Origin of the sequence: Rhizobium sp. AP16, from assembly GCF_000281735.1 — a bacterium.
In the GTDB taxonomy this organism is placed as follows: Bacteria; Pseudomonadota; Alphaproteobacteria; order Rhizobiales; family Rhizobiaceae; genus Rhizobium; species Rhizobium rhizogenes.
On sequence record NZ_AJVM01000008.1, the window covers coordinates 19,860 to 40,938 of the forward strand.

Here is a 21,079-nt window from a genome sequence, read left to right on the forward strand (position 1 = left end):
CGTCGTGTGAAAAGGACAGGGCGGCCGAGTTCAGGCCGCTCTGGAACTGGACGCTGCAACCGGTTTCCGCGCCGCCCTGCGTCTCTCCATCATGATCGGTCGATACGACCGGTAGAGGATCATGGCGATCAGCAGGCCGATATAGATATATTGCTCCAGCGACAGGATCTTGGTCGACAGCGCGAAATGCAACGCGCCGCAGGCGGCGATGATATAGACCAGCCGGTGCAGCCAGATCCATTTCTTGCCGAGGCGCTTGATCGAGAAACTGTTGGAGGTCACGGCCAGCACCAGCAACATCACCAGTCCCGCCATGCCGAACATGATGAATGGCCGCTTCAGCACATCGTCGATCACCGCTCCGACGTCGAGCGCCTGATCGAGGATCATGTAAACAGCCAGATGCATCAGCGCGTAGTAAAAACAGAGCAGGCCGAGCGCACGGCGATAGCGCAGATAGTTCCAGCCGAACAGATCTCGCGCTGGGGTGACGGCGAGCGTCAGCAGCAGGAAGCGGATCGCCCAAAGCCCGAGGAACAGCTCGAAGGTCTTCACCGCATCGGCGCCGAGCTGATCGGTGGCCCCGAGATAGAATTCCCATGCCGCCGGTATCAGCCCGATGACATAGAGCGCCCAGACGGAAGCGGGTTGCCAGCGTTTGGGCAGAGCGAGAGAGACGGCCATCAGAAATTCGCCCTCAGATCCATGCCGGCATAGAGGCTTGCGACCTGGTCGGCATAACCGTTGAAGGGCAAGGTGGGGTGGCGGTTGGCGCTGAAGAAACCACCTTCGCCGATGCGGCGCTCGGTTGCCTGGCTCCAGCGCGGATGGTCGACCGCCGGATTGACGTTGGCGTAGAAGCCATATTCCTGGCTGTTGGCCACCTGCCATGTGTTCATCGGCTGCTTGTCGGTGAGCGTGATACGCACGATCGACTTGATGCCCTTGAAGCCATATTTCCACGGCACGACGAGCCGGATCGGTGCGCCGTTCTGGTTTGGCAGCGTTTCGCCATAGAGCCCGACGGCGAGCAGCGTCAGCTGATTGCGGGCTTCATCGAGCCGCAGGCCTTCGACATAGGGCCAGTCCAGGGACTGGAGGAGGCCTGACTGCCCCGGCATTTCCGAGGGCCGCACGACCGTCTCGAAGGCGACAAACTTGGCGCTGCCGAGTGGCTCTACCTTGTCGAGCAAGGCCGAAAGCGGGAAGCCATCCCACGGGATCACCATCGACCAGGCCTCGACGCAACGCATGCGGTAGACACGCTCTTCCGGCGGGAATTCCTTGATCAGCGCATCGATGTCGAAGGTGCCGGGCTTGTTGACCATGCCGTCGACCTTGACGGTCCACGGGCGCGGCTTGAAGTTGCCGGAAAGCTTCGCTGGGTCGCCCTTGTCGAGGCCGAATTCGTAGAAGTTATTGTAGGTGGTGACATCCTTGATCGGTGTCAGCTTCTCGTCGACCGTATAGTTGCTCTTCGTCGCGGTCAGCGGATCCGCCAGCGCGCTCTTGCCGCCGGCGATGGCCACGCCGGCACTGGCTGCCGCCGCCGTCAGGAACTCCCGGCGCCTGAGATAGATCGAGCGCGGCGTGATCTCGGAGGAGGTGATCTTTGGCGGGCGGTAGGAAGGCATGCTATAGTCCTTTCAGCGATCATAGAGATAATACGACCTCTACGTACGGGACGCACGATTTGTTACGGTCTTACGCCGGTATTTCTTTCGAACGGAAACCAATTTTTTGTGTCTGTCCGTGATCGATGAAACGGCTTGCTCGCGTGTTCACGTCATTTGGCCGATGAATACGCCCGACAAACGGCTCGAGGCCGGGTTTGCCCTTACGGCGTACCGGATTCGGCTGAGTTGATAGTGACAGTCCTGTGCGATTGGATTAGGACAATTCCAAAAAGCAGGAATGTCGGCGCTCCCTTTGGCGCAAAGCCAGGGCCGGCCGGCGCCTCACAATTTCCGAGACGACGAGGAATACACCATGCCAGCTTATCGTTCCAGAACCACGACCCACGGCCGCAACATGGCGGGCGCGCGCGGCCTTTGGCGCGCCACGGGTATGAAGGACAGCGATTTCGGCAAGCCTATCATTGCGGTGGTCAACTCCTTCACCCAGTTCGTGCCGGGTCACGTCCATCTGAAGGATCTCGGCCAGCTTGTCGCGCGCGAAATCGAAGCGGCCGGCGGCGTTGCCAAGGAATTCAACACCATCGCCGTCGACGACGGTATCGCCATGGGCCATGACGGCATGCTCTATTCGCTGCCCTCGCGCGAGCTGATCGCCGACAGCGTCGAATACATGGTCAACGCCCATTGCGCCGACGCCATGGTCTGCATCTCCAACTGCGACAAGATCACCCCCGGCATGCTGATGGCGTCGCTGCGCCTCAACATCCCCACGGTCTTTGTTTCCGGCGGCCCGATGGAAGCCGGCAAGGTCATCATGCATGGCAAGAAGGTCGCGCTCGATCTGGTCGATGCCATGGTCGCTGCCGCCGACGACAAGATCAGCGACGAGGACGTCGCCGTCATCGAACGCTCGGCCTGTCCGACCTGTGGTTCCTGTTCCGGCATGTTTACCGCCAATTCGATGAACTGCCTGACGGAAGCGCTCGGCCTGTCGCTGCCCGGCAACGGCTCGACGCTCGCCACCCATTCGGACCGCAAGGAACTCTTCCTCGAGGCTGGTCGCCGTGTCGTCGCTCTCGCGAAGCGTTATTACGAGCAGGACGATGTCACGGCACTGCCGCGGACAATCGCCAGCAAGGGTGCGTTCGAGAATGCCATGGCGCTCGACATCGCCATGGGCGGCTCGACCAACACCGTGCTGCATATCCTTGCGGCAGCGCATGAGGGTGAAATCGATTTCACCATGGATGACATCGATCGCCTGTCCCGGCGCGTTCCCTGCCTTTCCAAGGTGGCACCGGCCAAGGCAGACGTTCACATGGAAGACGTGCATCGCGCCGGCGGCATCATGGCGATTCTCGGCGAACTGAACCGTGCCGGCCTGTTGAATGCCGATCTGCCGACCGTCCACGCCCCAACGCTGGGCGAGGCGCTGGCGCAATGGGATATTGCGGTGACCGACAACAAGGCGGCTCTGGAGCTCTTCAGCGCTGCCCCTGGCGGTGTCCCGACGCAGGTTGCCTTCAGCCAGAGCGCGCGCTGGGAAGAGCTTGATCTCGATCGTGAAAAGGGTGTCATCCGCGATGCCCAGCATCCCTTCTCCAAGGATGGCGGCCTCGCCGTCTTGAAGGGCAATCTCGCGCTCGACGGCTGCATCGTGAAGACGGCCGGTGTCGATGAATCGATCCTGAAATTCTCCGGTCCTGCCAAGGTCTTCGAAAGCCAAGATTCGGCCGTCAAGGGCATCCTCAGCAACCAGGTCGTGGCCGGCGACGTCGTCGTCATCCGCTATGAAGGTCCGAAGGGCGGCCCGGGCATGCAGGAAATGCTCTATCCGACCAGCTATCTGAAGTCGAAGGGCCTCGGCAAGGCTTGCGCACTGATCACCGACGGCCGCTTCTCCGGCGGCACCTCGGGCCTCTCTATCGGCCACGCTTCACCCGAAGCGGCCAACGGCGGCACGATCGGCCTGGTGCGCGAAGGCGACATGATCGACATCGATATCCCGAACCGCACGATCAGCCTGCGCGTCGATGAGGCCGAACTCGCCGCCCGCCGCGAAGCCCAGAACGCCAAGGGCTGGTTCCCGGCCGAAAAGCGCAAGCGCAATGTCACCACGGCGCTGAAGGCCTATGCGGCCTTTGCGACCAGCGCGGACCGCGGCGCCGTCAGGGATCTGGGCGGGAAGTAATAGCCGACCATCTAAAGCAAGCGCAAAACCCCTGATTACAAATCAGGGGTTTTGTCTTTTGGGGCGATTTTACTTTTAGATCGGCCGATTGATCCTCTTATACGTCTCATCCAGCTCCTTCATCCGCTCCTGATAAGACGACGTCAAACATCCGACATCCGCGCCGCATGCCTGCCGCTTCTTCAACCAGGCGGACTGTTCATCCTGCAGCGTGCCACGCGAACCCATGGCGAGCAGGCCTGAGAGCAGGTCGAAGGTCGTCACCATCTTCACGTCTGCATCGTTGAGCGCCCTCACATCGCAGATCGCCTTCTCGTCAGGCTGCAGGTTCTGCGCATCGCAATTGAAGCTCGCGGCCCGGGATGTGCCGGTCGCGGAGAGGGTGCTAAGCAGGGTGAGAGAGGTGATGAGGAAGGCTGCCGTCAGGTTGTTTGGTCGCATAAGGTCACTCCATCTGTCGATTTCCGAAGTGAAATGCGCAATCACACAGTTTTGTTCATTCCAACTGTTTTTTATGAGCGCGCACGACCATCTATGCTTCATGCTTCCGCCCTCTTTTCTTTCTAGTGTTGGGCGCTACAACGTTGTTTCAAGAGCATTTAAAAAGGAAAATTCCATGCAGGTCCTGCTGAAGCGCACTGCCGTTTCGATGATTGCCCTCATCATGGCGATGCCGCTTTCCGCCGCGGCGCAGACTGCGAAGTCGGTGCCGGAAAGCCAGATGCAAATGCAGCTGTCGTTCGCGCCGCTGGTGAAGCAGACGGCCGGCGCGGTGGTCAACGTCTATGCCGAGCGGGTGGTGCAGCGGCAATCGCCTTTTGCCGGCGACCCCTTTTTTGAGCAGTTCTTTGGCCAACGCATGCCGAATCGCACGGAGAAGCAATCCTCGCTGGGCTCCGGCGTCATCGTCGAAGCAAACGGCACCGTTATCACCAATAATCATGTTGTCGATGGCGCCGATGATATCAAGATCGCGCTGTCGGACGGCCGCGAATTTCCCTGCAAGGTCATCCTGAAAGATGACCGGGTCGATCTCGCGGTATTGAAGATCCAGTCGAAGAACGAGACCTTCCCGATTCTGCCGCTCGGCAATTCCGATGGCGTTGAAGTCGGCGATCTCGTGCTGGCGATCGGCAATCCCTTCGGTGTCGGCCAGACGGTGACGAGCGGTATCGTCTCGGCGCTTGCCCGCAATCAGGTGAAGAACGAGGTCGGCTTCTTCATCCAGACCGACGCCTCGATCAATCCCGGCAATTCCGGCGGCGCGCTTGCGAATATGAACGGCGAGCTGATCGGTCTCAACACGGCGATCTTCTCGCAGGGCGGCGGCTCCAACGGTATCGGCTTTGCCATCCCCGCCAATCTGGTCAAGGTTTTCCTCGCTGCTGCCGATCGTGGCGACAAAACTTTCGACCGGCCCTATATCGGCGCCTCCTTTGAGCCGGTGACATCTGACGTTGCCGAAGCGCTCGGCCTCGACAAGGTGCGCGGTGCGCTGGTGACCAAGGTGATTGACGGTGGGCCGGCGGCGAAGGCCGGTCTGAAGCCGGGCGAAGTTGTCACCGCCCTCAACAATATCCCGGTCGAGCATCCGGACGCATTGGGCTACCGTCTGACGACGGCCGGCCTCGGCGCCACCGTGACCTTGACGGTTCTGGATGGCGGCAAGGAACATCAGGCCAGCATGACGCTCGCCGCCGCGCCAGAGACCACGCCACGCGAAGAGAAGCTCATTCAGGGTAACAACCCCTTCGCGGGCGTAACGGTCGCCAATCTGTCGCCGCGTGTCGCTGATGAGCTGCACCTGGCGCCGGATACGGCCGGTGTCGTGGTCGAGAGCCTGAAGGCGAATTCACCGGCCGATCGCGTTGGTTTCGCTCCGAAGGATATCATTATTTCCGTCAACGGCGTCGCCATCACCACGACCGACGTGTTACAGCAGGCCGTTAGCGGCAATCCAAGCTTCTGGCGCGTCGAGATCGAACGCGACGGCCAGCGCATACGGCAATTCTTTCGATGAGCGATGACCTGTTTGCACCGAAGATACCGGAGGGGGTCGCCAGCAAGCGGCCTCTTGCCGATCGTCTGCGGCCGCAAACCCTGGCTGATGTCACCGGCCAGTCACACCTGACCGGCGAGGACGGCGCGCTGCGGCGGATGATCGAATCCGGTTCACTCGGCTCGATGATCTTTTGGGGGCCACCCGGCACCGGCAAGACGACGGTGGCGCGGCTGCTGTCGGGCGAGGCGGGTCTCGCCTTCGAGCAGATCTCGGCGATCTTCTCCGGCGTCGCGGATCTCAAGAAGGTGTTCGAAACCGCGCGCCTGCGCCGCATGGATGGCCGCCAGACGCTGTTGTTCGTCGACGAGATCCATCGCTTCAACCGCGCTCAGCAAGATAGCTTCCTGCCCGTCATGGAGGACGGAACCGTTATTCTGGTCGGCGCCACGACCGAGAACCCGTCCTTCGAACTCAACGCCGCTCTTTTGTCCCGCGCCCGCGTCCTGACGTTTCGCTCGCACGACGAGGAAAGTCTGGCGGAGCTGCTGAGCCGCGCGGAAAAGACGGAAGGCAAGCCGCTGCCGCTGACCGAGGACGCCCGCGCCAGCCTGATCCGCATGGCCGATGGCGATGGCCGCTCGGTGCTGACGCTGGCGGAAGAAGTCTGGCGCGCCGCCCGCAAGGATGAGCTTTTCGATCCGGACGCGCTGGTGAAGATCGTGCAGCGCCGTGCGCCGGTCTACGACAAGGCGCAGGACGGCCATTATAATCTGATTTCGGCGCTGCATAAATCCGTGCGCGGCTCCGACCCCGACGCGGCGCTCTACTATCTCGCTCGGATGTTCGATGCAGGCGAAGACCCGCTTTATCTTGGGCGTCGGCTGGTGCGGATGGCGGTCGAGGATATCGGGCTTGCCGATCCGCAGGCGCTGGTGATCTGCAACGCCGCCAAGGACGCCTATGATTATCTCGGTTCGCCGGAAGGGGAATTGGCGCTGGCGCAAGCCTGCGTCTATCTCGCCACCGCCCCGAAATCGAATGCCCTCTACACGGCCTTCAAGGCTGCCACCCAGGCCGCCAAGGAAAATGGTTCGCTGTTGCCGCCCAAACAGATCCTCAATGCGCCGACGAAGCTGATGCGTACCGAGGGCTATGGTGACGGCTACCGCTACGATCACGACGAGCCGGATGCCTTTTCAGGCCAGAACTATTTTCCGGAAAAGATGGGCCGCCAGACCTTCTACGATCCGCCGGAGCGCGGCTTCGAGCGCGAAATCCGCAAGCGGTTGGACTGGTGGTCGAAGTTGCGCAAGGAGCGCGGCGAGCGCTAGAGCAATGCCAGGAAAAGTGCGCAGCGGTTTTCCGTCCGGAATTGCGTAGAGACAATGAGATAGACTAGGTGTCACCGGTTGGTGATGGTCTGCGATCCGGTCTTCTGCATACGCGGAGCAGGCGCCTTCTCAATCATCTTGACGCTCGATTCCGCCAAGCCGTTATGGCCTTCCATGTCGACCACCAGATGCCAATGGCCGGTCTCCGGTATCGTCAACCGGATTGGCGATTTCTTGGCGACGCCGCCGAGAAACTGATGCTTCAGAGTTTCCGTAAAGCGCTGGAAATTGGAGCCGTTCATCAGCCGGACATTGGCGATGGCCGACAACGTGATTTCGATCACTGTTCCGGCACGCTGCTCCTTGAGATCGTAGTGGCTATAACGGAAGGCAGGCTTCGACATTGCGCTTTCACTCTGATGGCACCCGGCCGCTATTTTACCCAAGCGTGGGTTAAAGAAGCGTTGGGCCGGGCGCGCGAGGCGGTCGAAGAGTTTCTTGAACTATCCCGCCTTAATGCAGGTTGGAGAAGGGTATGACGAGGCCGTTGAGATCGAGAACCGAGCCTTCCGGGGCGCGGCAGATATCGGCTGGATTATGATTGCACTCTTCCGCCGCGAAATGCAGCGCTGCCGCTTCATTGGCGAACAGGCCGCCGACGAGGCCCTGCCGGTCCTGGACGATCCAGCTGCCACGCCGGTCGCGGCCGACGGTGAAGCGGGCGGGTGCCGGTGAAGCGGCCATATGAGCCGTGCGGCGCTGGATATGCTGTGCGTTTGCCATGGTTTTCTCTCGTAAATTCGCTTCGATAGGCTCAGTTGACGGCCCAGTGCATCAGCACCTGGACGACGCCGGCGCCGAGAACGACAAGGGCAAGCCGCGGCGCAATGGCGAGAAGGCCGTCTTGCAGCGCATGCGAACGGGCCGGGCGCATGGCCTTGGCAGCTGCACGAGAGCGTTGGAGTGGGTCAGCGGCAGTGCCGTATTCGATGTAGCGTGACATCATAGTTCCTTTCCAAGTGTCACCGGCGCTGCTGTCGATCCTGACCGACGCGAGCGCCACGCACTCAAATCTATGTGCTATGCGGTATGATTTCCATTTGGCAGGAAAGGCTAAAATATAAAAATCTCATAGGGATAGAGCGCTTTTATAAACCTAGGCGGAATGCCAGCGGCGCGGGAGCGCGATGATCGCAATCCAGTCGAAGCGAAGCGATGGCCGTCTGGATTGCTGCATCGGTCTCTGCCTCGACGCCGATCAACGGCAGGCGCACATCGGGGCTCATATCCTTCATCAAGGCTAGCGCATGCTTCACTGTCGCCGGGGCGCTTTCGCACGCAAGTGCAGTGAACAACAGCCGCAGCCGATCCTCGATCAGCCGCGCCGCCGCCAGATGCTCACATTCGGCCGACATCTGCATGGAGTGGAAAAGCCGCGGCACGATATTGGCGGCGCTCGAAAACGATCCGCATCCACCGGCAATGGTGAAGGCGAGCGCTGTCACATCATGTGTCGAATAGAGCCCGATCCATCCCGGCAGCGATGGCCGCCAGGCACCGATGCGCGCGAGGTCGCCGCTGCCGTCGGCAATGCCGATGACGGTGGGGATTTCCGCCAGTCGCGCGACCGTCATCGGCGTTAGGTCGACAGCGGTATGGGAAGGAAGGTTGTGGATGATCAGCGGCAGGTCGGTGCTTTCCGCCAGCCGCTCGAAGTGATGGACAATGCCCTTCTGGGTGGGCTTGGAATAATAGGGAAGGGTGACGAAGGCGGCGTCGGCGCCAAGCTTTTCAGCCTGCAGCGTTTCTTCGATGGTCGTTGCCGTATCATTGGTGCCTGTGGCAACGATGACCGGAACTCGTCCCTCCGCCAGTTCGACGCAGATCTCGATGATCCGCGCCCGCTCGGCTTCGTCAAGCACCGGGCCTTCGCCGGTCAGCGAACAGGCAAGCAGCCCGTCGATGCCGCTGAGCAATTGCCACTCCACATGCGCCATCAGACCGACGCTGTCGAGCGCGCCATCCCGAAACGGTGTGACGAGCGCGGTGATCGCGCCGCCAATGCGCCTTTGCAAGGCTGTTCTGGTCATGATCCTGAGGCCGCTTAGAGATAGTGCAGCACGATGAAGAGCTCGAGGGCGCCTAGCAGCAGCCCGAAGGCAAACATCGCATAGAAGGTGCGCTTCTCGCGGACCTGCCGGTTGCGGAGCCGGCGTTTCGGCTGGACCTTATCGGTAGGGACGGAAGCGGCAATGCGATGGTGTCTCTTGTCGCTGTCGTGGACAAGGAAGCGGATGGACTCGGTCAGATTGGGAGAATGTGTGTCAAGCATGACGTTTACCTCTACATTCGACCGTAAGGGTAACGCCGAGCGGCATAGGAAATCCATTCGCGGCGAGAGGCGAAGAAATAAGTGGGATATAAAGATGCGGGTGGTGGCTCTGTAACTCCCTTTCCCGTGCAAATGGGGAAGGGGTCGGGGTGAAAGGCCAAGCCTGTTGCAAACCTGTCCGCTGTCGTCCGCTCGCATGACAAGTCAGGGTACCTCTCCATGCCAAGATGCTTGGATCAAAGCGTCAGGAGCGGAGGAAATCATGGACATTTACAGTCTCGCCATCACACACATTCACACCAGGCCCCGACCGGTGCGGATAAGTGCTTGGGCCGAGGACCGCTACTACTCGAACCAGATCGCTCTGCCGCGCTTGAGCTCGGGACTGCTTGGGTCGGTCACGATAATGGTTGGCGTGATCCTGATCCTTGGCATAACCCTGATCTGAGGCAGCCTAGTACCACGAGATATCAGCGTGTTATGCTGCGACCCGAGGTCACCGGAGATCGTGGAATGGACGAAAGCGAGGCTGGCGAGGCCGCGATCATTGCAATGATCCGCAGCGAGACCGAGGCCTGGTTGCAGCGGGACTTCGAGGCAGTGGCAAGCCACTGGGTGCAATCGCCGCAGACCCGGCGGATGGACTCCTTCGTCTCGCTGGGCATCCGGGTCGACGAAGGCTGGGACGCGATCGCCGCGCGACTTAAGACGATCGTGGAGCGATTTCCGGAGAAACACCTCTTTTCGGAGCGCGTTCGGTGGGAGAAGGTCAACGTCATCGTTGCCGGGAATATGGCCTGGGTCACCTACGACGAGATCGGCACCAACGCCAACGGCGATCTGAAGCGCATGCTAAAAATCCTGCACCGGGTCGATGGTATCTGGAAGATCAGTTGCATGGTGATGATGGAGAGCGCTGTCGAACAGGCGAACTCCCCGTTGATTGAGGTCGATGCCGATAGGCGTATCCTGTGGAGTAACCGACTCGCGCAAGAGCGGATACGCGACCATCAGGGACTCGCCGTCGCCGCCGGATGCCTCCGCGCCCAGCGGCGCGAACACGATCCCGCGCTTCGTGACGCCGTCCGGCTGGCCTTTCGCGAACTGCAGGGCCAGACACGGCTACGCTTATCGCCGAAGCAAGCCTGGGCGGTGGCCCTTGGCGAGGACGCGGCGGGGATACCGATGCACTGCTGGGTCCTCCTACTCGAAGATGGCAAGGCGCTGGTGTCGTTCGACGATGCGGAGACGGTCGCCCGCCGGATAGATGGGGCACGGGAGATCTATGGTTTGTCACCCGCGCAGGTCAAGCTTGCCCGCCTCATCGTCGATGGCCACGATCTCGCGGAGGCAGCCGGCCTCCTGGCAGTTAGCGTCAATACGCTACGCACTCAGCTGCAGCGCATTTTCGACAAAACCGGTGTGCGTAGCCAGGCTGCATTGGTGCGTTCGCTGCTCAGCGTCAACGCGCCCAACAAGTAGCACTGCAGCTTGCAGACTGCGACACGCTCCGCGAGCGGACCTCACAGAACCCTTCAGATTCCCACCTCAGCATCAGGGCGGCTGACGGCTACTCTGCCGTCCGTAAATTCTCCTGGTCCAATTGCGTCACCAGCGCCAGGATCGTCGCCGAGGTCGGCGTTGCCACACCCGTCAGCTTGCCGAGCGAAACGACGGTGCCGACCAGTGGTGTGATTTCCAGCGCCTTGCCGGCCAGCAGATCCTGCAGCATGGAGGTTCGCACCGGGCCGATGTGGCGGGAGCGCTCGAGGCGTTCCTCGATGGAGATCGCTATTTTCGACCCCAGGGCTTCCGCCACCGCCTTCACCTCGCGCATCACCGCACCGACCATGGCCGAGAGGGCAGGGTTGGCCATGATTTCCGACATCCGCGCCCGTGTCAGCGCGCTGATCGGATTGAAGGCGGCGTTGCCCATCAGCTTGCTCCAGATTTCGTCGCGGATGCGCGGCGAGATCGAGATGTTGACACCTGCCTGCTTCAGCAGGGCCGCAATCGCTTCGATGTCGCCTGATGTCTCGCCCGAGGGTTCGCCGAGGATGAAATGGCCGTTATTGCTGAGCTCGATTTCGCCGGGATTGATGACCTCCGCGCCCTGATAGGCGACGCAGCCGATAACGCGCTCAGGGCCGATCGATCGCCAGAGGTCGCCGTTCGGGTCGAGCTCCTCCATCTGGCGCTCGGCATGGCCGCTTTGCTGGTCCCGATGAAAATACCACCAGGGTATGCCGTTCAGGATCATCATGACGCGGGTGCCGGCGTGCAGCAGCTTGGCGATGCCGGGCACTGCCGCACCGAGCTGGTGGCCCTTAAGCCCCGTGATCACAAGGTCCTGCGGCGGTAGCTCCGCCGCATCGTCGGTCGCCGTCACTTGTGCCATGAGCGGGCTGTTCGCCCCGGCCTCCCAGAGGCGTATACCCTGCGTGCGAATGCCATCCAGATGCGCGCCGCGCGCAATGACGGAAATGCGGGCCTGTTCCCCGAGCCCTGAAGCCAGTTTTGCCGCAATCGCGCCGCCAAGCGCGCCGGCACCGTAAATACAGATATTCTTGAGGGGGGAGGATGTCATGGTCTTGATCTCCGGCTCTGTCGCGATTGGAGCAAATTAGGCGATCTTGATGATTTGGCGAGTGGTTTATTGAGGCTGGCGACAAAAATCCCGGGCCTTTGCCGTCAACCGCGGCAGCCTCCCGGCCGGCAAGGTTCTTTCGGGCTATTCTTTACCACAATCCCGTTTTAACTTCGCCGGCACTGCTCTGGACCAGGGACAACCGGTACGGTATCGGTCTATCACTAGTCCTTCTAAAGTTGATAGTTTCGCCTGGGGAAGATCGTTGCGTTTTGAAGCCTTAAACCGCCTCTGGGAGACCGTTCGGGAGACCAGCCATGATTTTCGGGCCTCGACCGATGTGTTTCCCGTCGTCGATGTCGAGAAGCTGAGCACGACACTCAGCCTAAAGGAGAAGGGTGCGACCGCCGGCAGGCTCAACCGGCCGGGGCCGATCGCGCAATCCCTCGACGAGACTGAACAGAATATGGTCGCCTGGATCGAGACGGAAAAGAAAAGCTCGCATCAGATCCTCGAGGATCAGTTCCAGACCTTCGACAGCCGCCTGCGCAATCTTGATTTCGAGGGGCAATTCGGGCTGATCCGGCAAGCGAATGCGTCGAGCATTTCGGATTTCAAGGCGGAGGTCGCGAGCGGCGTCGATGAGCTGCACGGCCTGCGCCGCAGTCTGAAGACCGCCGAGGATGAATTGGTGGACTTCAAGTCGAGGCACAGGTTGCAGCGTGCGGCGAAGATTTCCAGCAAGGCTGCTTGGGGCTTCAAGGTGGCGCTGATCGTCTTCCTGATCCTGATCGAGATGGTGATGAACGGCAGCTTTCTTGCCAAGGGAAGCGAGCAGGGTGTCGTCGGCGGCGTGACGGAAGCGGCGGCCTTCGCCTTCCTGAACATCGGCGCGGCGCTGATGTTTTCATTCTTCTGCGTCCGTTTCCTCGTGCACCGGTCGTTTCTTTTGAAGCTGCTCGGCCTGCTTGGTCTGGTCGCCTACGTCGCCGTGGCGCTGGCGATCAACATCGCGCTGGCGCATTACCGCGAGGTGTCGGCAACCATTCTCTCCGGCGCGGGCGTGGAGGTGATGCAGCGGCTGAAGACCGCGCCGCTCGGCCTGCAGGAGCTGAATTCCTGGATGCTGTTTGCCGTCGGCTTGATGTTTTCGCTCTTTGCCTTCATCGACGGCTGCTACCTGACGGATCCTTATCCAGGCTTTGCCGGCGTGCAGAAGCGCCTCGATGCGGCGAGAAGCAGCTATATCGACCGCAAGCTCGATCTGATCGACGATCTCCGGGATATCCGCGACGAACACAACAGCAAGATCGAGGCGATCATCCGCGATCTCAGCATGCGCCGCCAGGAGACCGCCGCGATCCTCGCCCACCGCGCCCGGACGGCCGGTCTCTTCGCCGAACATCAAAATCATCTCGAGCGCACCGCCAACACGCTTCTGACCATCTATCGCGAGGCCAATAGAGGCGCGCGCACGGAGCCTGAGCCAGCCTATTTCGCCTCCCGCTATCAGCTTGAGCGCTTGGTGCCGGTGCTGCATAGCAACGAGGAATGGGATGACAAATTGCTTGGCGAACGTATCCAGAGCGCGCAGGCCGAATTGAGCGAGCAGATCAAACGGATCGGCGACGAATTCGAGAGCGCCATCGAGAAGTATCACAAGCTCGACAATCTTTTCCCGGAGAGCACCATTGGCGCGACGCAAGCGGCGTAGCCGGGGCGGCAGCTCGGCGGGTCTGATCATCGCGACGGTTTGCCTTGCCGTCCTGTCGCTCGGCATCGTCGGCGCCTATGGCTGGCTGCGCTACAAGGCGAATGGCAATGTCGCGGTCGACCAGGTATCGCTTTGCCCGGTGGACGGACCGAAGTCGGAAACGGCAATCCTGCTAGACGTCACCGATCCGATATCGGACACGACGGCGCTCGACCTGCGCAACCAGTTCCAGAAGATCGTCGCCGATGTGCCGGTCGGCGGCGCGATCGATATCTACGCGCTGACGGCGAAGGAGGGCGAGCTCATCCAGACCTTCCACGGCTGCAATCCTGGAAGCGGCGCCAACGTCGACGAATGGACCAGCAATCCACGGCTGGCGCAGGCGCGCTGGGAGAAGGGATTCCAGAAGCCGCTTGCCGATATCGCCGGTAAGCTGAACGTCGGCGAGGCGGGCAAGCTGTCGCCGATCATGGCCGCGATCCAGAAGATCAATCTGGAGGTCTTCGCAAGCGCCGCTCCGGGCACGCCGAAGCATCTCTACATCGCTTCCGACATGCTGGAGCACACCGACGCCTTCTCGAACTATCGCGATGGCGCCTCCTACCAGAAATTTCAGGCGAGCCCCGCGCGCGACAAGTACCGGACGTCACTGGATGGTGTCATGGTCAAGATCATCGCCTTTCAAAGGCCGAATACGAAGTTCAGTATGGAGGATCTTGCGAATTTCTGGGCGCAGTGGATCAAGAACAACAATGGCTATTTCGACGGCTTCGTCCGATTGGAGGGGATACGCTGATGGCCGATGCTGAGGCAAGGTTCGCCATGCGCGACTACGGGCCGATGGTCCTCTTCGCCTCCACCACCATCGGCGGCATGATCTTCATCTGGACCTCCAAGCTCTTGGGTTGGTCGCTGCCGGTCGTGACCGGCGTGCCGCTGCTGCTGATGGCGATCTATTTCGTCGCTTCGTTGGCCTTCGCCGGATTCCGCCTCCAGAACGAGCAGACGGGCGACAATCTTTATTACATGGGCTTCCTGTTCACCCTGTCGAGCCTCGGCGTCTCGCTCTATCTCTTCGCCGGTGAGACCTCGATTGAGACGATCGTCCGCAATTTCGGCATTGCCGTCACCTCGACCATCGCCGGCGTGACGCTGCGCATTCTCTTCAACCAGATGCGGCGCGACCCGATCGACATCGAGCGCAGTACCCGCCATGAGCTGGCCGAGATGACGCGGCGTGTGCGTACGGAGCTTGACGCCTCCTCGCGTGAATTCTCCCACTATAGGCGCGTCAGCCAGCAAATGTTGTCGGAGGGGTTCGAGGAGATTGCGCACCAGGCCGAGCGCAATGGCGAGGAAATCCAGAAGATCCTGGAAGTCCTGGCGAAACAGGCGGTCAAGCCGATCAACGAGGCGGCGGCGCAACTGACGGAAACGACATCGCAGCTATCCGAGATCATCGGCAAATTCGGCACCGCCGTCGAAACGGTCGGCAAGAAGCTCGAGGATATCCGCGCGCCGGAAGATGTGGTCCGGGCCGAGCTCGCGCCGGCCATCGCCGCCATCAAGGACATGGCCGAGGCACAATTGCAGCCGCTGCAGAATATCGAGCGGACGTTGAACCGTATAGCCGATCTGCCGGGACGGCCACTGTCGCCCGAACTCAAAGTGGTTGATCCACATCCGGAGAGGTCATCCGGTGCCGAGGATGTGCTCATGCATAATGAGGTACTTTCCGGGACGGCTGGGCGTAAACGCCGGTGGCATCTATGGTGATACGCGCCACGGACGCCAAGCCGAAGCTGGAACACAGGGGCTACAATCGTGGCCTTATCCTCGGCTTGACCATGGCTGAATCCATGCTGCTCCTGGTCTTTTGCTTGCTGCTGGTCGCAGCGGCGATGATTTCGCGAGAAAGAAGCCAGCGCTATGAGGCAGAGCGCAAGCTGAAGAATGCCGAGCAGCAGCTTGTTCTTCTGGAACAGAAGCGGTCCGAGCAGAGCTATCTCATCGTACAGCTGCAAAAGCAGCTCAAGTCCGGCGACCTTTCTCCGGCGGATCAGGCGAAGCTGGAAAAGGACTGGCGCGAGCTGGTATTGGCGCGCGAGACGCTGGACAGCATAGGCACGGAGGGAACGAAGCCCGAGGATTTGCGAGAGCTTGCCAAGGTTGCGGCAGTGTTGAAGCAGCACGGCGTCGCGCTCGCCAAGGCGCCCGACGAAGTGGACAGGCTTCTGGCGGCAGGGCTCGGCGGGACAGGCCCCCACGAATGGCCTCCGATCATCAATCTGGAGGATGTCAGGACGAATTATTTTCAGTCGGGCAGCACCGATCTGACCAGGACGTTCGTGCAGTTGCTCAATACCACCGTCGCCGATGAGATCGCCGGCAACCTCAACGACTACGATGCCAATATCGTCGAGGTGATTGGCCATACGGACGAACAGCCGGTGGCGCGAAGGGTCTCCAACCTCGACGACACGCTGATCGGCGCCATGGATGGCAGGTTGCCGATATCGGCCGTCGAGCCGGCCGACAATGCCGGGCTGGGGCTGGCCCGCGCCATCGCCGTTGCCAATGTGCTGAAGGCCAATCCCAAGCTGAAGAATGCTACGATCCTGCCAATGTCGGCGGCTCAGCTGATCCTGCCGGGCGATACGATCTCGGCGGGGCAGGCGGGAGCCGTGGAAACCCGCCGCCGCATCGAGATCCGCGTCCGTGGCAGGACGACGCCTGTCGCGGTGGTCGACGGGTCAACCCCTCTGCCTGTCAGCGTCAGCACGCACTAGCGACCTTCGCCGCGAAAGCTCTCGCTCTTATGTTCAGCTATGCAGACCGGGCGCCTCATGGCCTGTACGCGCCACATATTCCGTATAGCCGCCGCCATATTGGTGGATGCCTTCGGGCGTCAGCTCGAGCACGCGGTTGGAGAGCTCTGCGAGGAAGTGTCGGTCATGCGAGACGAACAGCATGGTGCCCTCGTATTGCGACAGCGCCTTGATGAGCATTTCCTTCGTGTCGAGGTCCAGATGGTTCGTGGGCTCATCGAGCACGAGGAGGTTCGGCGGGTTGAAGAGCATGATCGCCATGACCAGACGCGCTTTCTCGCCGCCCGACAGCACCCGGCATCTCTTCTCGACATCGTCGCCGGAAAACCCGAAACATCCGGCAAGCGCGCGCAGCGACCCTTGGCCCGCCTGCGGAAAGTCGTGTTCGAGCTGCTGGAACACGGTGCGTTCGCCGTCGAGAAGATCCATGGCATGCTGGGCGAAATAACCCATCTTGACGCTGGCGCCCAAGGCAACGCTGCCTTCGTCCGGCTGCGTCGAGCCGGCAACCAGCTTCAGCAGGGTGGACTTGCCGGCACCGTTGATGCCCATGATGCACCAGCGCTCCTTGCGCCGTACCATAAAGTCCAGCCCTTCGTAGATGACCCGGCTGCCGTACTTTTTATGGACGTTCTTCAGATTGACGACATCTTCGCCGGAGCGCGGGGCCGGCTGGAATTCGAAGGCGACCGTCTGGCGGCGCTTGGGCGGCTCCACCCGGTCGATCTTCTCCAGCTTCTTGACGCGGCTCTGCACCTGAGAAGCGTGCGAGGCACGCGCCTTGAAGCGCTCGATGAACTTGATTTCCTTGGCGAGCATCGCCTGCTGACGCTCGAATTGCGCCTGCTGCTGCTTCTCGTTCTGGGCCCGCTGCTGTTCGTAGAACTCATAGTCGCCCGAATAGCTGTTCAGCGAACCGCCATCGATCTCGATGATCTTGGTGACGATGCGGTTCATGAACTCGCGGTCGTGCGAGGTCATCAGCAATGCGCCTTCATAACCCTTCAGGAATTCTTCGAGCCAGATGAGGCTTTCGAGATCCAGATGGTTGCTCGGCTCGTCGAGCAGCATGACATCGGGGCGCATGAGGAGAATTCGGGCGAGCGCCACGCGCATCTTCCAGCCGCCCGACAGCGCGCCGACATCGCCGTCCATCATTTCTTCGCTGAAGCTCAGTCCTGCCAGGACTTCGCGAGCGCGACCCTCCAGAGCATAGCCGTCCAGCTCTTCGTAGCGCGCCTGCACTTCGCCGTAGCGCTCGATAATCTTGTCCATGTTGTCGGCCTGATCGGGATCGACCATGGCGGCCTCAAGATCGCGCAATTCGGCGGCGACGACGCTGACCGGACCCGCGCCTTCCATGACTTCGGAGACGGCGCTGCGGCCTTCCATCTCACCGACATCCTGGTTGAAGTAGCCGATGGTGATGCCCTTATCGGCGGAGACTTGCCCTTCGTCGGGCAGCTCCTGTCCGGTGATCATCCGGAACAACGTCGTCTTGCCGGCCCCGTTGGGACCGACGAGCCCGACGCTCTCGCCCCTGTTGAGCGCTGCGGACGCCTCGATGAAGAGGATGCGGTGGCTGTTCTGCTTGCTGATATTTTCGATACGGATCATATTGTCTACGCGAGGCCCGAAGAGAGAGATTTTGGCGCCCTTATGCCATGTGTCTCTCGGTCTGTCCCAGGTTTTCAGCCATCCGGTCCGTCGAAAATTGCCGCCGGTACGAGAAGAGCACAGTCGGCCGGGTCGATGCTATGCAGCCTCGGTCTTTTCAGGTGACAGCAGAAGCTTGTCGATCCGCCGGCCGTCAAGATCGATGACTTCGAAACGCCAGCCGTTCCTGCTGAAACTCTCCCCGAGTTCCGGAAGATGTTTCAGTTCCTCCAGCACCAGACCCGCGACGGTCTGATACTCGGCATCCTCGTCGAGCGGGATGTTCATGAATTCCGAGAATTCGTCGATCGGCATCCAGCCGGAGACGAGATAGGAACCGTCGTCGCGCCGCGCGATTGCCGGCTCTTCGCCATGTTCGGTCTGGAACACCCCCATGATGGCTTCCATGATATCGCCGGAGGTAACGACGCCTTCGAAGTGCCCATATTCGTCGAAGACGAGGACCATGTCGGTGGGCGACGTGCGGATCATCTGGATGACGGTGTTGGCGGTGGCAAGATCCGACACGACCGGAACCTCGCGCGTTAGCGCCTTGATATCGGCGCGGCCGTCGGTGGACATCGCGTCGTAATAATCCTTGACGAACAGAACGCCCAGAACCTCGTCGGAACTTCCCCTGCGCACGGGAAGCTGCGAACGGTTGGTGCGATGAAGCTGTGTGCGTATCTCTTCCGCACTGTCATCGACATCGATCAGCTCGACCTCGCGCCTTGGGGTCATCAGCGCTCGCGCGGTCCGGTCCGCCAGCCGCATGACGCCCGAAATCATCGCGGATTCTTCGCTCTCGATCACGCCGGCGCTCTGCGCCTCGGCAAGAATGGTCTTGATCTCCTCATCGGTGACGCCGTCGCTACCCTTTCCGGATTGCCCGAGAAGGCTGAGCACCAGACGGCCGGACGCATCGAGAAGCCAGACCAGCGGCAAGGCGAGCTTCGAGAGAACGGTCATCGCCGGGGCGACTTTGCTGGCCACTGTCTCGGGCGCGCGGAGCGCAATCTGCTTCGGCACGAGTTCACCGACGATCAGCGAGAGATAGGTGATCGCCACGACGACTGTTCCGACGCCGAGGGCGTCGGCCAACCCCTGGGACATGCCCTGGGTGACCAGCCAGTTCGTGAAGCGGGCGCCGAGCGTTGCGCCTGAGAACGCGCCGGAGAGGACGCCGACCAGCGTGATGCCGATCTGGACCGTCGACAGAAAGCGGCCGGGGTGCTCGATCAGTCTGATCGCCAGGCGGGCACCTCTGCTGCCCTGATCCGCAAGAACCTTGAGACGTGCCGGTCGTGCGGAAACCACGGCAAGCTCCGACATTGCCAGGACACCGTTAAGGATGGTCAGCAGGACGACGATTGAAATTTCGAGAAACAAAACCGGCTCTTATAATTGATGAGGATGCCGGTGAAGATATGCATCAATGCCCCGCCGCGCCAGTGGGAAGGGCGGCATAATATCCTCGAGAGGCCGGTTGTGGGGCTCAAAAGAAGGCCGACTGCCGGTTTTGATCGTTCGGAGAATTTTTAACATGCGATCGATCTCGATGGCTCTGTCGGGTGAAAAACGCAGGAAACCTAAAATGCGAACAATCTTCTTTTGAATAAATTTGACGGGCTTTCGGCTTCATGGCGTCGTTCATGGAGCCAAAGATGCGATCGTTACTCGTCACATGCATTCTGTTTCTAGCCGGGCTTTTGTTCTTTTCGGGCGCGACCATCGCGAAGCCCGCAGGGAATATGTCCGGCTCGCAGCCGCATAGCTTTGCGCGTGTCACCATAAGAACGACCGTGCCGATCGGCTGGATCAGCTTCTGCGACGCCCAACCCGCCGAATGTGCCGCAGGGCAGAAGAGCGAAGAATTCGCAAAAGTCGACGAGGACCGCCGGGCGGAGCTGCTGCAGATCAACCAATTGGTCAATCATGAGATCCAGGGCGTCGGAGATGACGACCATTATGGAATTTACAAGCTAGGCATCATGAACTGGTGGACCTATCCCGATGACGGCATGGGCAATTGCAACGACTATGTTCTGCTGAAAAGGAAGCTTCTCATAGAGGCGGGCTGGCCCCGTTCGGCCTTGCTGCTGACGGTCGTTCTCGACAAGCACAATGAGGGGCATCTCGTGCTGATGGCGCGAACGAACGACGGCGATCTCGTTCTGGACAATCTGACCGATGCCGTGAAGACGTGGAGCGGGACGGGTTACACCTATATCAAGCGGCAATCCGCTGACGATCCGAATGTCTGGCTCCGTCTTGAGCCGGGCCGCACGCCCGAAGAACTTGCCATGATCAGCAAGGCCATGGCAAATCACTTGCACTGATTGGCAGACCAGTAGGTATCCACGAGCTTCTGCCCGTCGCGGTCGAGGATTGCGAAGTCACCGGGTATGACGACAAAGAAGCGCTCGTTCTTGTCCCCACCGGCGGATTGCTCGTTGATGATCCCACAGACGACGAACCCGGGCATTTTGGTGCTGGGTTTGGTGCTCGATATGTGGATGGCCGACATCGGGACATCTATCCTTCGCACGATCGCGGCGGCGGCAAGTGCCGGAACATCGTCCATCGTCGGAATTGCGGCGCCAGGTGCTGCGGCAAGCAGAATGCCTCCGGTCACGAAAAGATGGTTCACCGGGTTCCTCTCTGAAGTCGTGGATTCGTGCGTGGGCAAGTGCCACGTCACCTAAAGTTTATTGCGATTCGTCTCACGGAAGAACCGCTCAGCCTTGTTTCAGGAGCTTGTTCGAATATGAAGGCGGTCCTGTGGTCGGGGCCTTTTACGA

The 21,079-nt window shown here is 60.7% G+C and carries 22 protein-coding genes; 10 read left to right on the forward strand and 12 right to left on the reverse strand.

The features are described 5' to 3' along the window. Positions 1 to 30: 30 nt before the first annotated feature. Positions 31 to 684: a protein-methionine-sulfoxide reductase heme-binding subunit MsrQ gene (gene msrQ, locus PMI03_RS05700; RefSeq protein ID WP_007690808.1), complete on the reverse strand. Its 654-nt coding sequence runs from the start codon at positions 682 to 684 to the stop codon at positions 31 to 33. Further along, positions 684 to 1,634: a protein-methionine-sulfoxide reductase catalytic subunit MsrP gene (gene msrP, locus PMI03_RS05705; protein WP_007690809.1), complete on the reverse strand. Its 951-nt coding sequence runs from the start codon at positions 1,632 to 1,634 to the stop codon at positions 684 to 686. The genes msrQ and msrP overlap by 1 nt, the downstream gene beginning before the upstream one ends. Before the next feature lie 355 nt (positions 1,635 to 1,989). On the opposite strand from msrP, the gene ilvD reads away from it, so the two are divergent. After that, positions 1,990 to 3,828: a dihydroxy-acid dehydratase gene (ilvD, locus tag PMI03_RS05710; protein ID WP_007690810.1), complete on the forward strand. Its 1,839-nt coding sequence runs from the start codon at positions 1,990 to 1,992 to the stop codon at positions 3,826 to 3,828. 75 nt (positions 3,829 to 3,903) lie between these two features. Here ilvD and PMI03_RS05715 read toward each other — a convergent pair whose 3' ends face one another. Next, positions 3,904 to 4,269: a lysozyme inhibitor LprI family protein gene (locus PMI03_RS05715; RefSeq protein WP_007690811.1), complete on the reverse strand. Its 366-nt coding sequence runs from the start codon at positions 4,267 to 4,269 to the stop codon at positions 3,904 to 3,906. A 175-nt stretch (positions 4,270 to 4,444) separates the two neighbouring features. Here PMI03_RS05715 and PMI03_RS05720 point away from each other — a divergent pair, with 175 nt between their 5' ends. Next, positions 4,445 to 5,848, forward strand: a complete 1,404-nt coding sequence (locus PMI03_RS05720; RefSeq protein ID WP_007690812.1) for a DegQ family serine endoprotease — start codon at positions 4,445 to 4,447, stop codon at positions 5,846 to 5,848. Beyond that, complete coding sequence (locus PMI03_RS05725; protein WP_007690813.1) at positions 5,845 to 7,161, forward strand: replication-associated recombination protein A; 1,317 nt, start codon at positions 5,845 to 5,847, stop codon at positions 7,159 to 7,161. The genes PMI03_RS05720 and PMI03_RS05725 overlap by 4 nt, the downstream gene beginning before the upstream one ends. Positions 7,162 to 7,232: 71 nt before the next feature. Here PMI03_RS05725 and PMI03_RS05730 read toward each other — a convergent pair whose 3' ends face one another. The 5 genes from PMI03_RS05730 to PMI03_RS05750 all read right to left on the reverse strand — a co-directional run bounded on the left by PMI03_RS05730 (position 7,233) and on the right by PMI03_RS05750 (position 9,493). Beyond that, positions 7,233 to 7,565, reverse strand: coding sequence for a DUF1883 domain-containing protein (locus tag PMI03_RS05730; protein ID WP_007690814.1), 333 nt, complete (start codon positions 7,563 to 7,565; stop codon positions 7,233 to 7,235). A 109-nt stretch (positions 7,566 to 7,674) separates the two neighbouring features. After that, positions 7,675 to 7,944: a hypothetical protein gene (locus PMI03_RS05735; protein WP_007690815.1), complete on the reverse strand. Its 270-nt coding sequence runs from the start codon at positions 7,942 to 7,944 to the stop codon at positions 7,675 to 7,677. Between the two features lie 31 nt (positions 7,945 to 7,975). Then, a complete protein-coding gene (locus tag PMI03_RS05740) occupies positions 7,976 to 8,167 on the reverse strand; it encodes a hypothetical protein (RefSeq protein WP_034518426.1) in 192 nt (63 codons plus the stop codon). A gap of 142 nt (positions 8,168 to 8,309) precedes the next feature. Beyond that, positions 8,310 to 9,251 (reverse strand): 4-hydroxy-tetrahydrodipicolinate synthase, encoded by a 942-nt coding sequence (dapA, locus tag PMI03_RS05745; protein ID WP_007690817.1) that lies wholly within the window; start codon positions 9,249 to 9,251, stop codon positions 8,310 to 8,312. Positions 9,252 to 9,265: 14 nt separating this feature from the next. Continuing rightward, positions 9,266 to 9,493: a hypothetical protein gene (locus tag PMI03_RS05750; RefSeq protein ID WP_007690819.1), complete on the reverse strand. Its 228-nt coding sequence runs from the start codon at positions 9,491 to 9,493 to the stop codon at positions 9,266 to 9,268. A gap of 262 nt (positions 9,494 to 9,755) precedes the next feature. Between PMI03_RS05750 and PMI03_RS05755 the strand changes: the two genes are divergently transcribed. Together PMI03_RS05755 and PMI03_RS05760 are read left to right on the forward strand one after the other, a co-directional pair. After that, positions 9,756 to 9,941 carry a hypothetical protein gene (locus PMI03_RS05755; RefSeq protein WP_007690821.1) on the forward strand — a complete coding sequence of 62 codons (186 nt, stop codon included), beginning with the start codon at positions 9,756 to 9,758 and terminating at the stop codon, positions 9,939 to 9,941. A gap of 32 nt (positions 9,942 to 9,973) precedes the next feature. Beyond that, the gene (locus tag PMI03_RS05760; protein ID WP_039973641.1) at positions 9,974 to 10,975 is read left to right on the forward strand and encodes a LuxR family transcriptional regulator; all 1,002 of its coding nucleotides are present in this window, start codon (positions 9,974 to 9,976) and stop codon (positions 10,973 to 10,975) included. A gap of 88 nt (positions 10,976 to 11,063) precedes the next feature. On the opposite strand, the gene PMI03_RS05765 is transcribed toward PMI03_RS05760, so the two are convergent. Further along, a complete protein-coding gene (locus tag PMI03_RS05765; protein ID WP_007690825.1) occupies positions 11,064 to 12,080 on the reverse strand; it encodes a ketopantoate reductase family protein in 1,017 nt (338 codons plus the stop codon). A 265-nt stretch (positions 12,081 to 12,345) separates the two neighbouring features. Here PMI03_RS05765 and PMI03_RS05770 point away from each other — a divergent pair, with 265 nt between their 5' ends. The 4 genes from PMI03_RS05770 to PMI03_RS05785 are packed head-to-tail and all read left to right on the forward strand — an operon-like array spanning position 12,346 to position 16,583. Continuing rightward, a complete protein-coding gene (locus PMI03_RS05770; protein ID WP_007690826.1) occupies positions 12,346 to 13,794 on the forward strand; it encodes a hypothetical protein in 1,449 nt (482 codons plus the stop codon). Beyond that, positions 13,772 to 14,590 (forward strand): hypothetical protein, encoded by an 819-nt coding sequence (locus PMI03_RS05775; RefSeq protein WP_007690827.1) that lies wholly within the window; start codon positions 13,772 to 13,774, stop codon positions 14,588 to 14,590. Before PMI03_RS05770 ends, PMI03_RS05775 begins: the two co-directional genes overlap by 23 nt. Further along, the gene (locus tag PMI03_RS05780; protein ID WP_007690828.1) at positions 14,590 to 15,570 is read left to right on the forward strand and encodes a hypothetical protein; all 981 of its coding nucleotides are present in this window, start codon (positions 14,590 to 14,592) and stop codon (positions 15,568 to 15,570) included. The genes PMI03_RS05775 and PMI03_RS05780 overlap by 1 nt, the downstream gene beginning before the upstream one ends. Then, positions 15,564 to 16,583 (forward strand): OmpA family protein, encoded by a 1,020-nt coding sequence (locus PMI03_RS05785; protein WP_007690830.1) that lies wholly within the window; start codon positions 15,564 to 15,566, stop codon positions 16,581 to 16,583. Before PMI03_RS05780 ends, PMI03_RS05785 begins: the two co-directional genes overlap by 7 nt. Before the next feature lie 33 nt (positions 16,584 to 16,616). On the opposite strand, the gene PMI03_RS05790 is transcribed toward PMI03_RS05785, so the two are convergent. Continuing rightward, positions 16,617 to 18,239, reverse strand: a complete 1,623-nt coding sequence (locus tag PMI03_RS05790; protein ID WP_007690833.1) for an ABC-F family ATP-binding cassette domain-containing protein — start codon at positions 18,237 to 18,239, stop codon at positions 16,617 to 16,619. 138 nt (positions 18,240 to 18,377) lie between these two features. Continuing rightward, on the reverse strand, positions 18,378 to 19,667 hold the full coding sequence (locus tag PMI03_RS05795) for a hemolysin family protein (RefSeq protein ID WP_007690835.1): 1,290 nt from the start codon (positions 19,665 to 19,667) through the stop codon (positions 18,378 to 18,380). Positions 19,668 to 19,942: 275 nt separating this feature from the next. On the opposite strand from PMI03_RS05795, the gene PMI03_RS05800 reads away from it, so the two are divergent. Further along, positions 19,943 to 20,617: a transglutaminase-like cysteine peptidase gene (locus tag PMI03_RS05800; protein ID WP_007690837.1), complete on the forward strand. Its 675-nt coding sequence runs from the start codon at positions 19,943 to 19,945 to the stop codon at positions 20,615 to 20,617. On the opposite strand, the gene PMI03_RS05805 is transcribed toward PMI03_RS05800, so the two are convergent. Next, positions 20,605 to 20,928: a hypothetical protein gene (locus PMI03_RS05805; RefSeq protein ID WP_007690839.1), complete on the reverse strand. Its 324-nt coding sequence runs from the start codon at positions 20,926 to 20,928 to the stop codon at positions 20,605 to 20,607. The genes PMI03_RS05800 and PMI03_RS05805 overlap by 13 nt on opposite strands. Positions 20,929 to 21,079: the final 151 nt, after the last annotated feature.

Coding starts and splice junctions, on each gene's coding strand:
- msrQ (WP_007690808.1), bottom strand. CDS start 684: ATGGCCGTCTCTCTCGCTCTGCCCAAACGCTGGCAACCCGCTTCCGTC.
- msrP (WP_007690809.1), bottom strand. CDS start 1,634: ATGCCTTCCTACCGCCCGCCAAAGATCACCTCCTCCGAGATCACGCCG.
- ilvD (WP_007690810.1), top strand. CDS start 1,990: ATGCCAGCTTATCGTTCCAGAACCACGACCCACGGCCGCAACATGGCG.
- PMI03_RS05715 (WP_007690811.1), bottom strand. CDS start 4,269: ATGCGACCAAACAACCTGACGGCAGCCTTCCTCATCACCTCTCTCACC.
- PMI03_RS05720 (WP_007690812.1), top strand. CDS start 4,445: ATGCAGGTCCTGCTGAAGCGCACTGCCGTTTCGATGATTGCCCTCATC.
- PMI03_RS05725 (WP_007690813.1), top strand. CDS start 5,845: ATGAGCGATGACCTGTTTGCACCGAAGATACCGGAGGGGGTCGCCAGC.
- PMI03_RS05730 (WP_007690814.1), bottom strand. CDS start 7,565: ATGTCGAAGCCTGCCTTCCGTTATAGCCACTACGATCTCAAGGAGCAG.
- PMI03_RS05735 (WP_007690815.1), bottom strand. CDS start 7,944: ATGGCAAACGCACAGCATATCCAGCGCCGCACGGCTCATATGGCCGCT.
- PMI03_RS05740 (WP_034518426.1), bottom strand. CDS start 8,167: ATGATGTCACGCTACATCGAATACGGCACTGCCGCTGACCCACTCCAA.
- dapA (WP_007690817.1), bottom strand. CDS start 9,251: ATGACCAGAACAGCCTTGCAAAGGCGCATTGGCGGCGCGATCACCGCG.
- PMI03_RS05750 (WP_007690819.1), bottom strand. CDS start 9,493: ATGCTTGACACACATTCTCCCAATCTGACCGAGTCCATCCGCTTCCTT.
- PMI03_RS05755 (WP_007690821.1), top strand. CDS start 9,756: ATGGACATTTACAGTCTCGCCATCACACACATTCACACCAGGCCCCGA.
- PMI03_RS05760 (WP_039973641.1), top strand. CDS start 9,974: ATGCTGCGACCCGAGGTCACCGGAGATCGTGGAATGGACGAAAGCGAG.
- PMI03_RS05765 (WP_007690825.1), bottom strand. CDS start 12,080: ATGACATCCTCCCCCCTCAAGAATATCTGTATTTACGGTGCCGGCGCG.
- PMI03_RS05780 (WP_007690828.1), top strand. CDS start 14,590: ATGGCCGATGCTGAGGCAAGGTTCGCCATGCGCGACTACGGGCCGATG.
- PMI03_RS05785 (WP_007690830.1), top strand. CDS start 15,564: ATGGTGATACGCGCCACGGACGCCAAGCCGAAGCTGGAACACAGGGGC.
- PMI03_RS05790 (WP_007690833.1), bottom strand. CDS start 18,239: ATGATCCGTATCGAAAATATCAGCAAGCAGAACAGCCACCGCATCCTC.
- PMI03_RS05800 (WP_007690837.1), top strand. CDS start 19,943: ATGCGATCGTTACTCGTCACATGCATTCTGTTTCTAGCCGGGCTTTTG.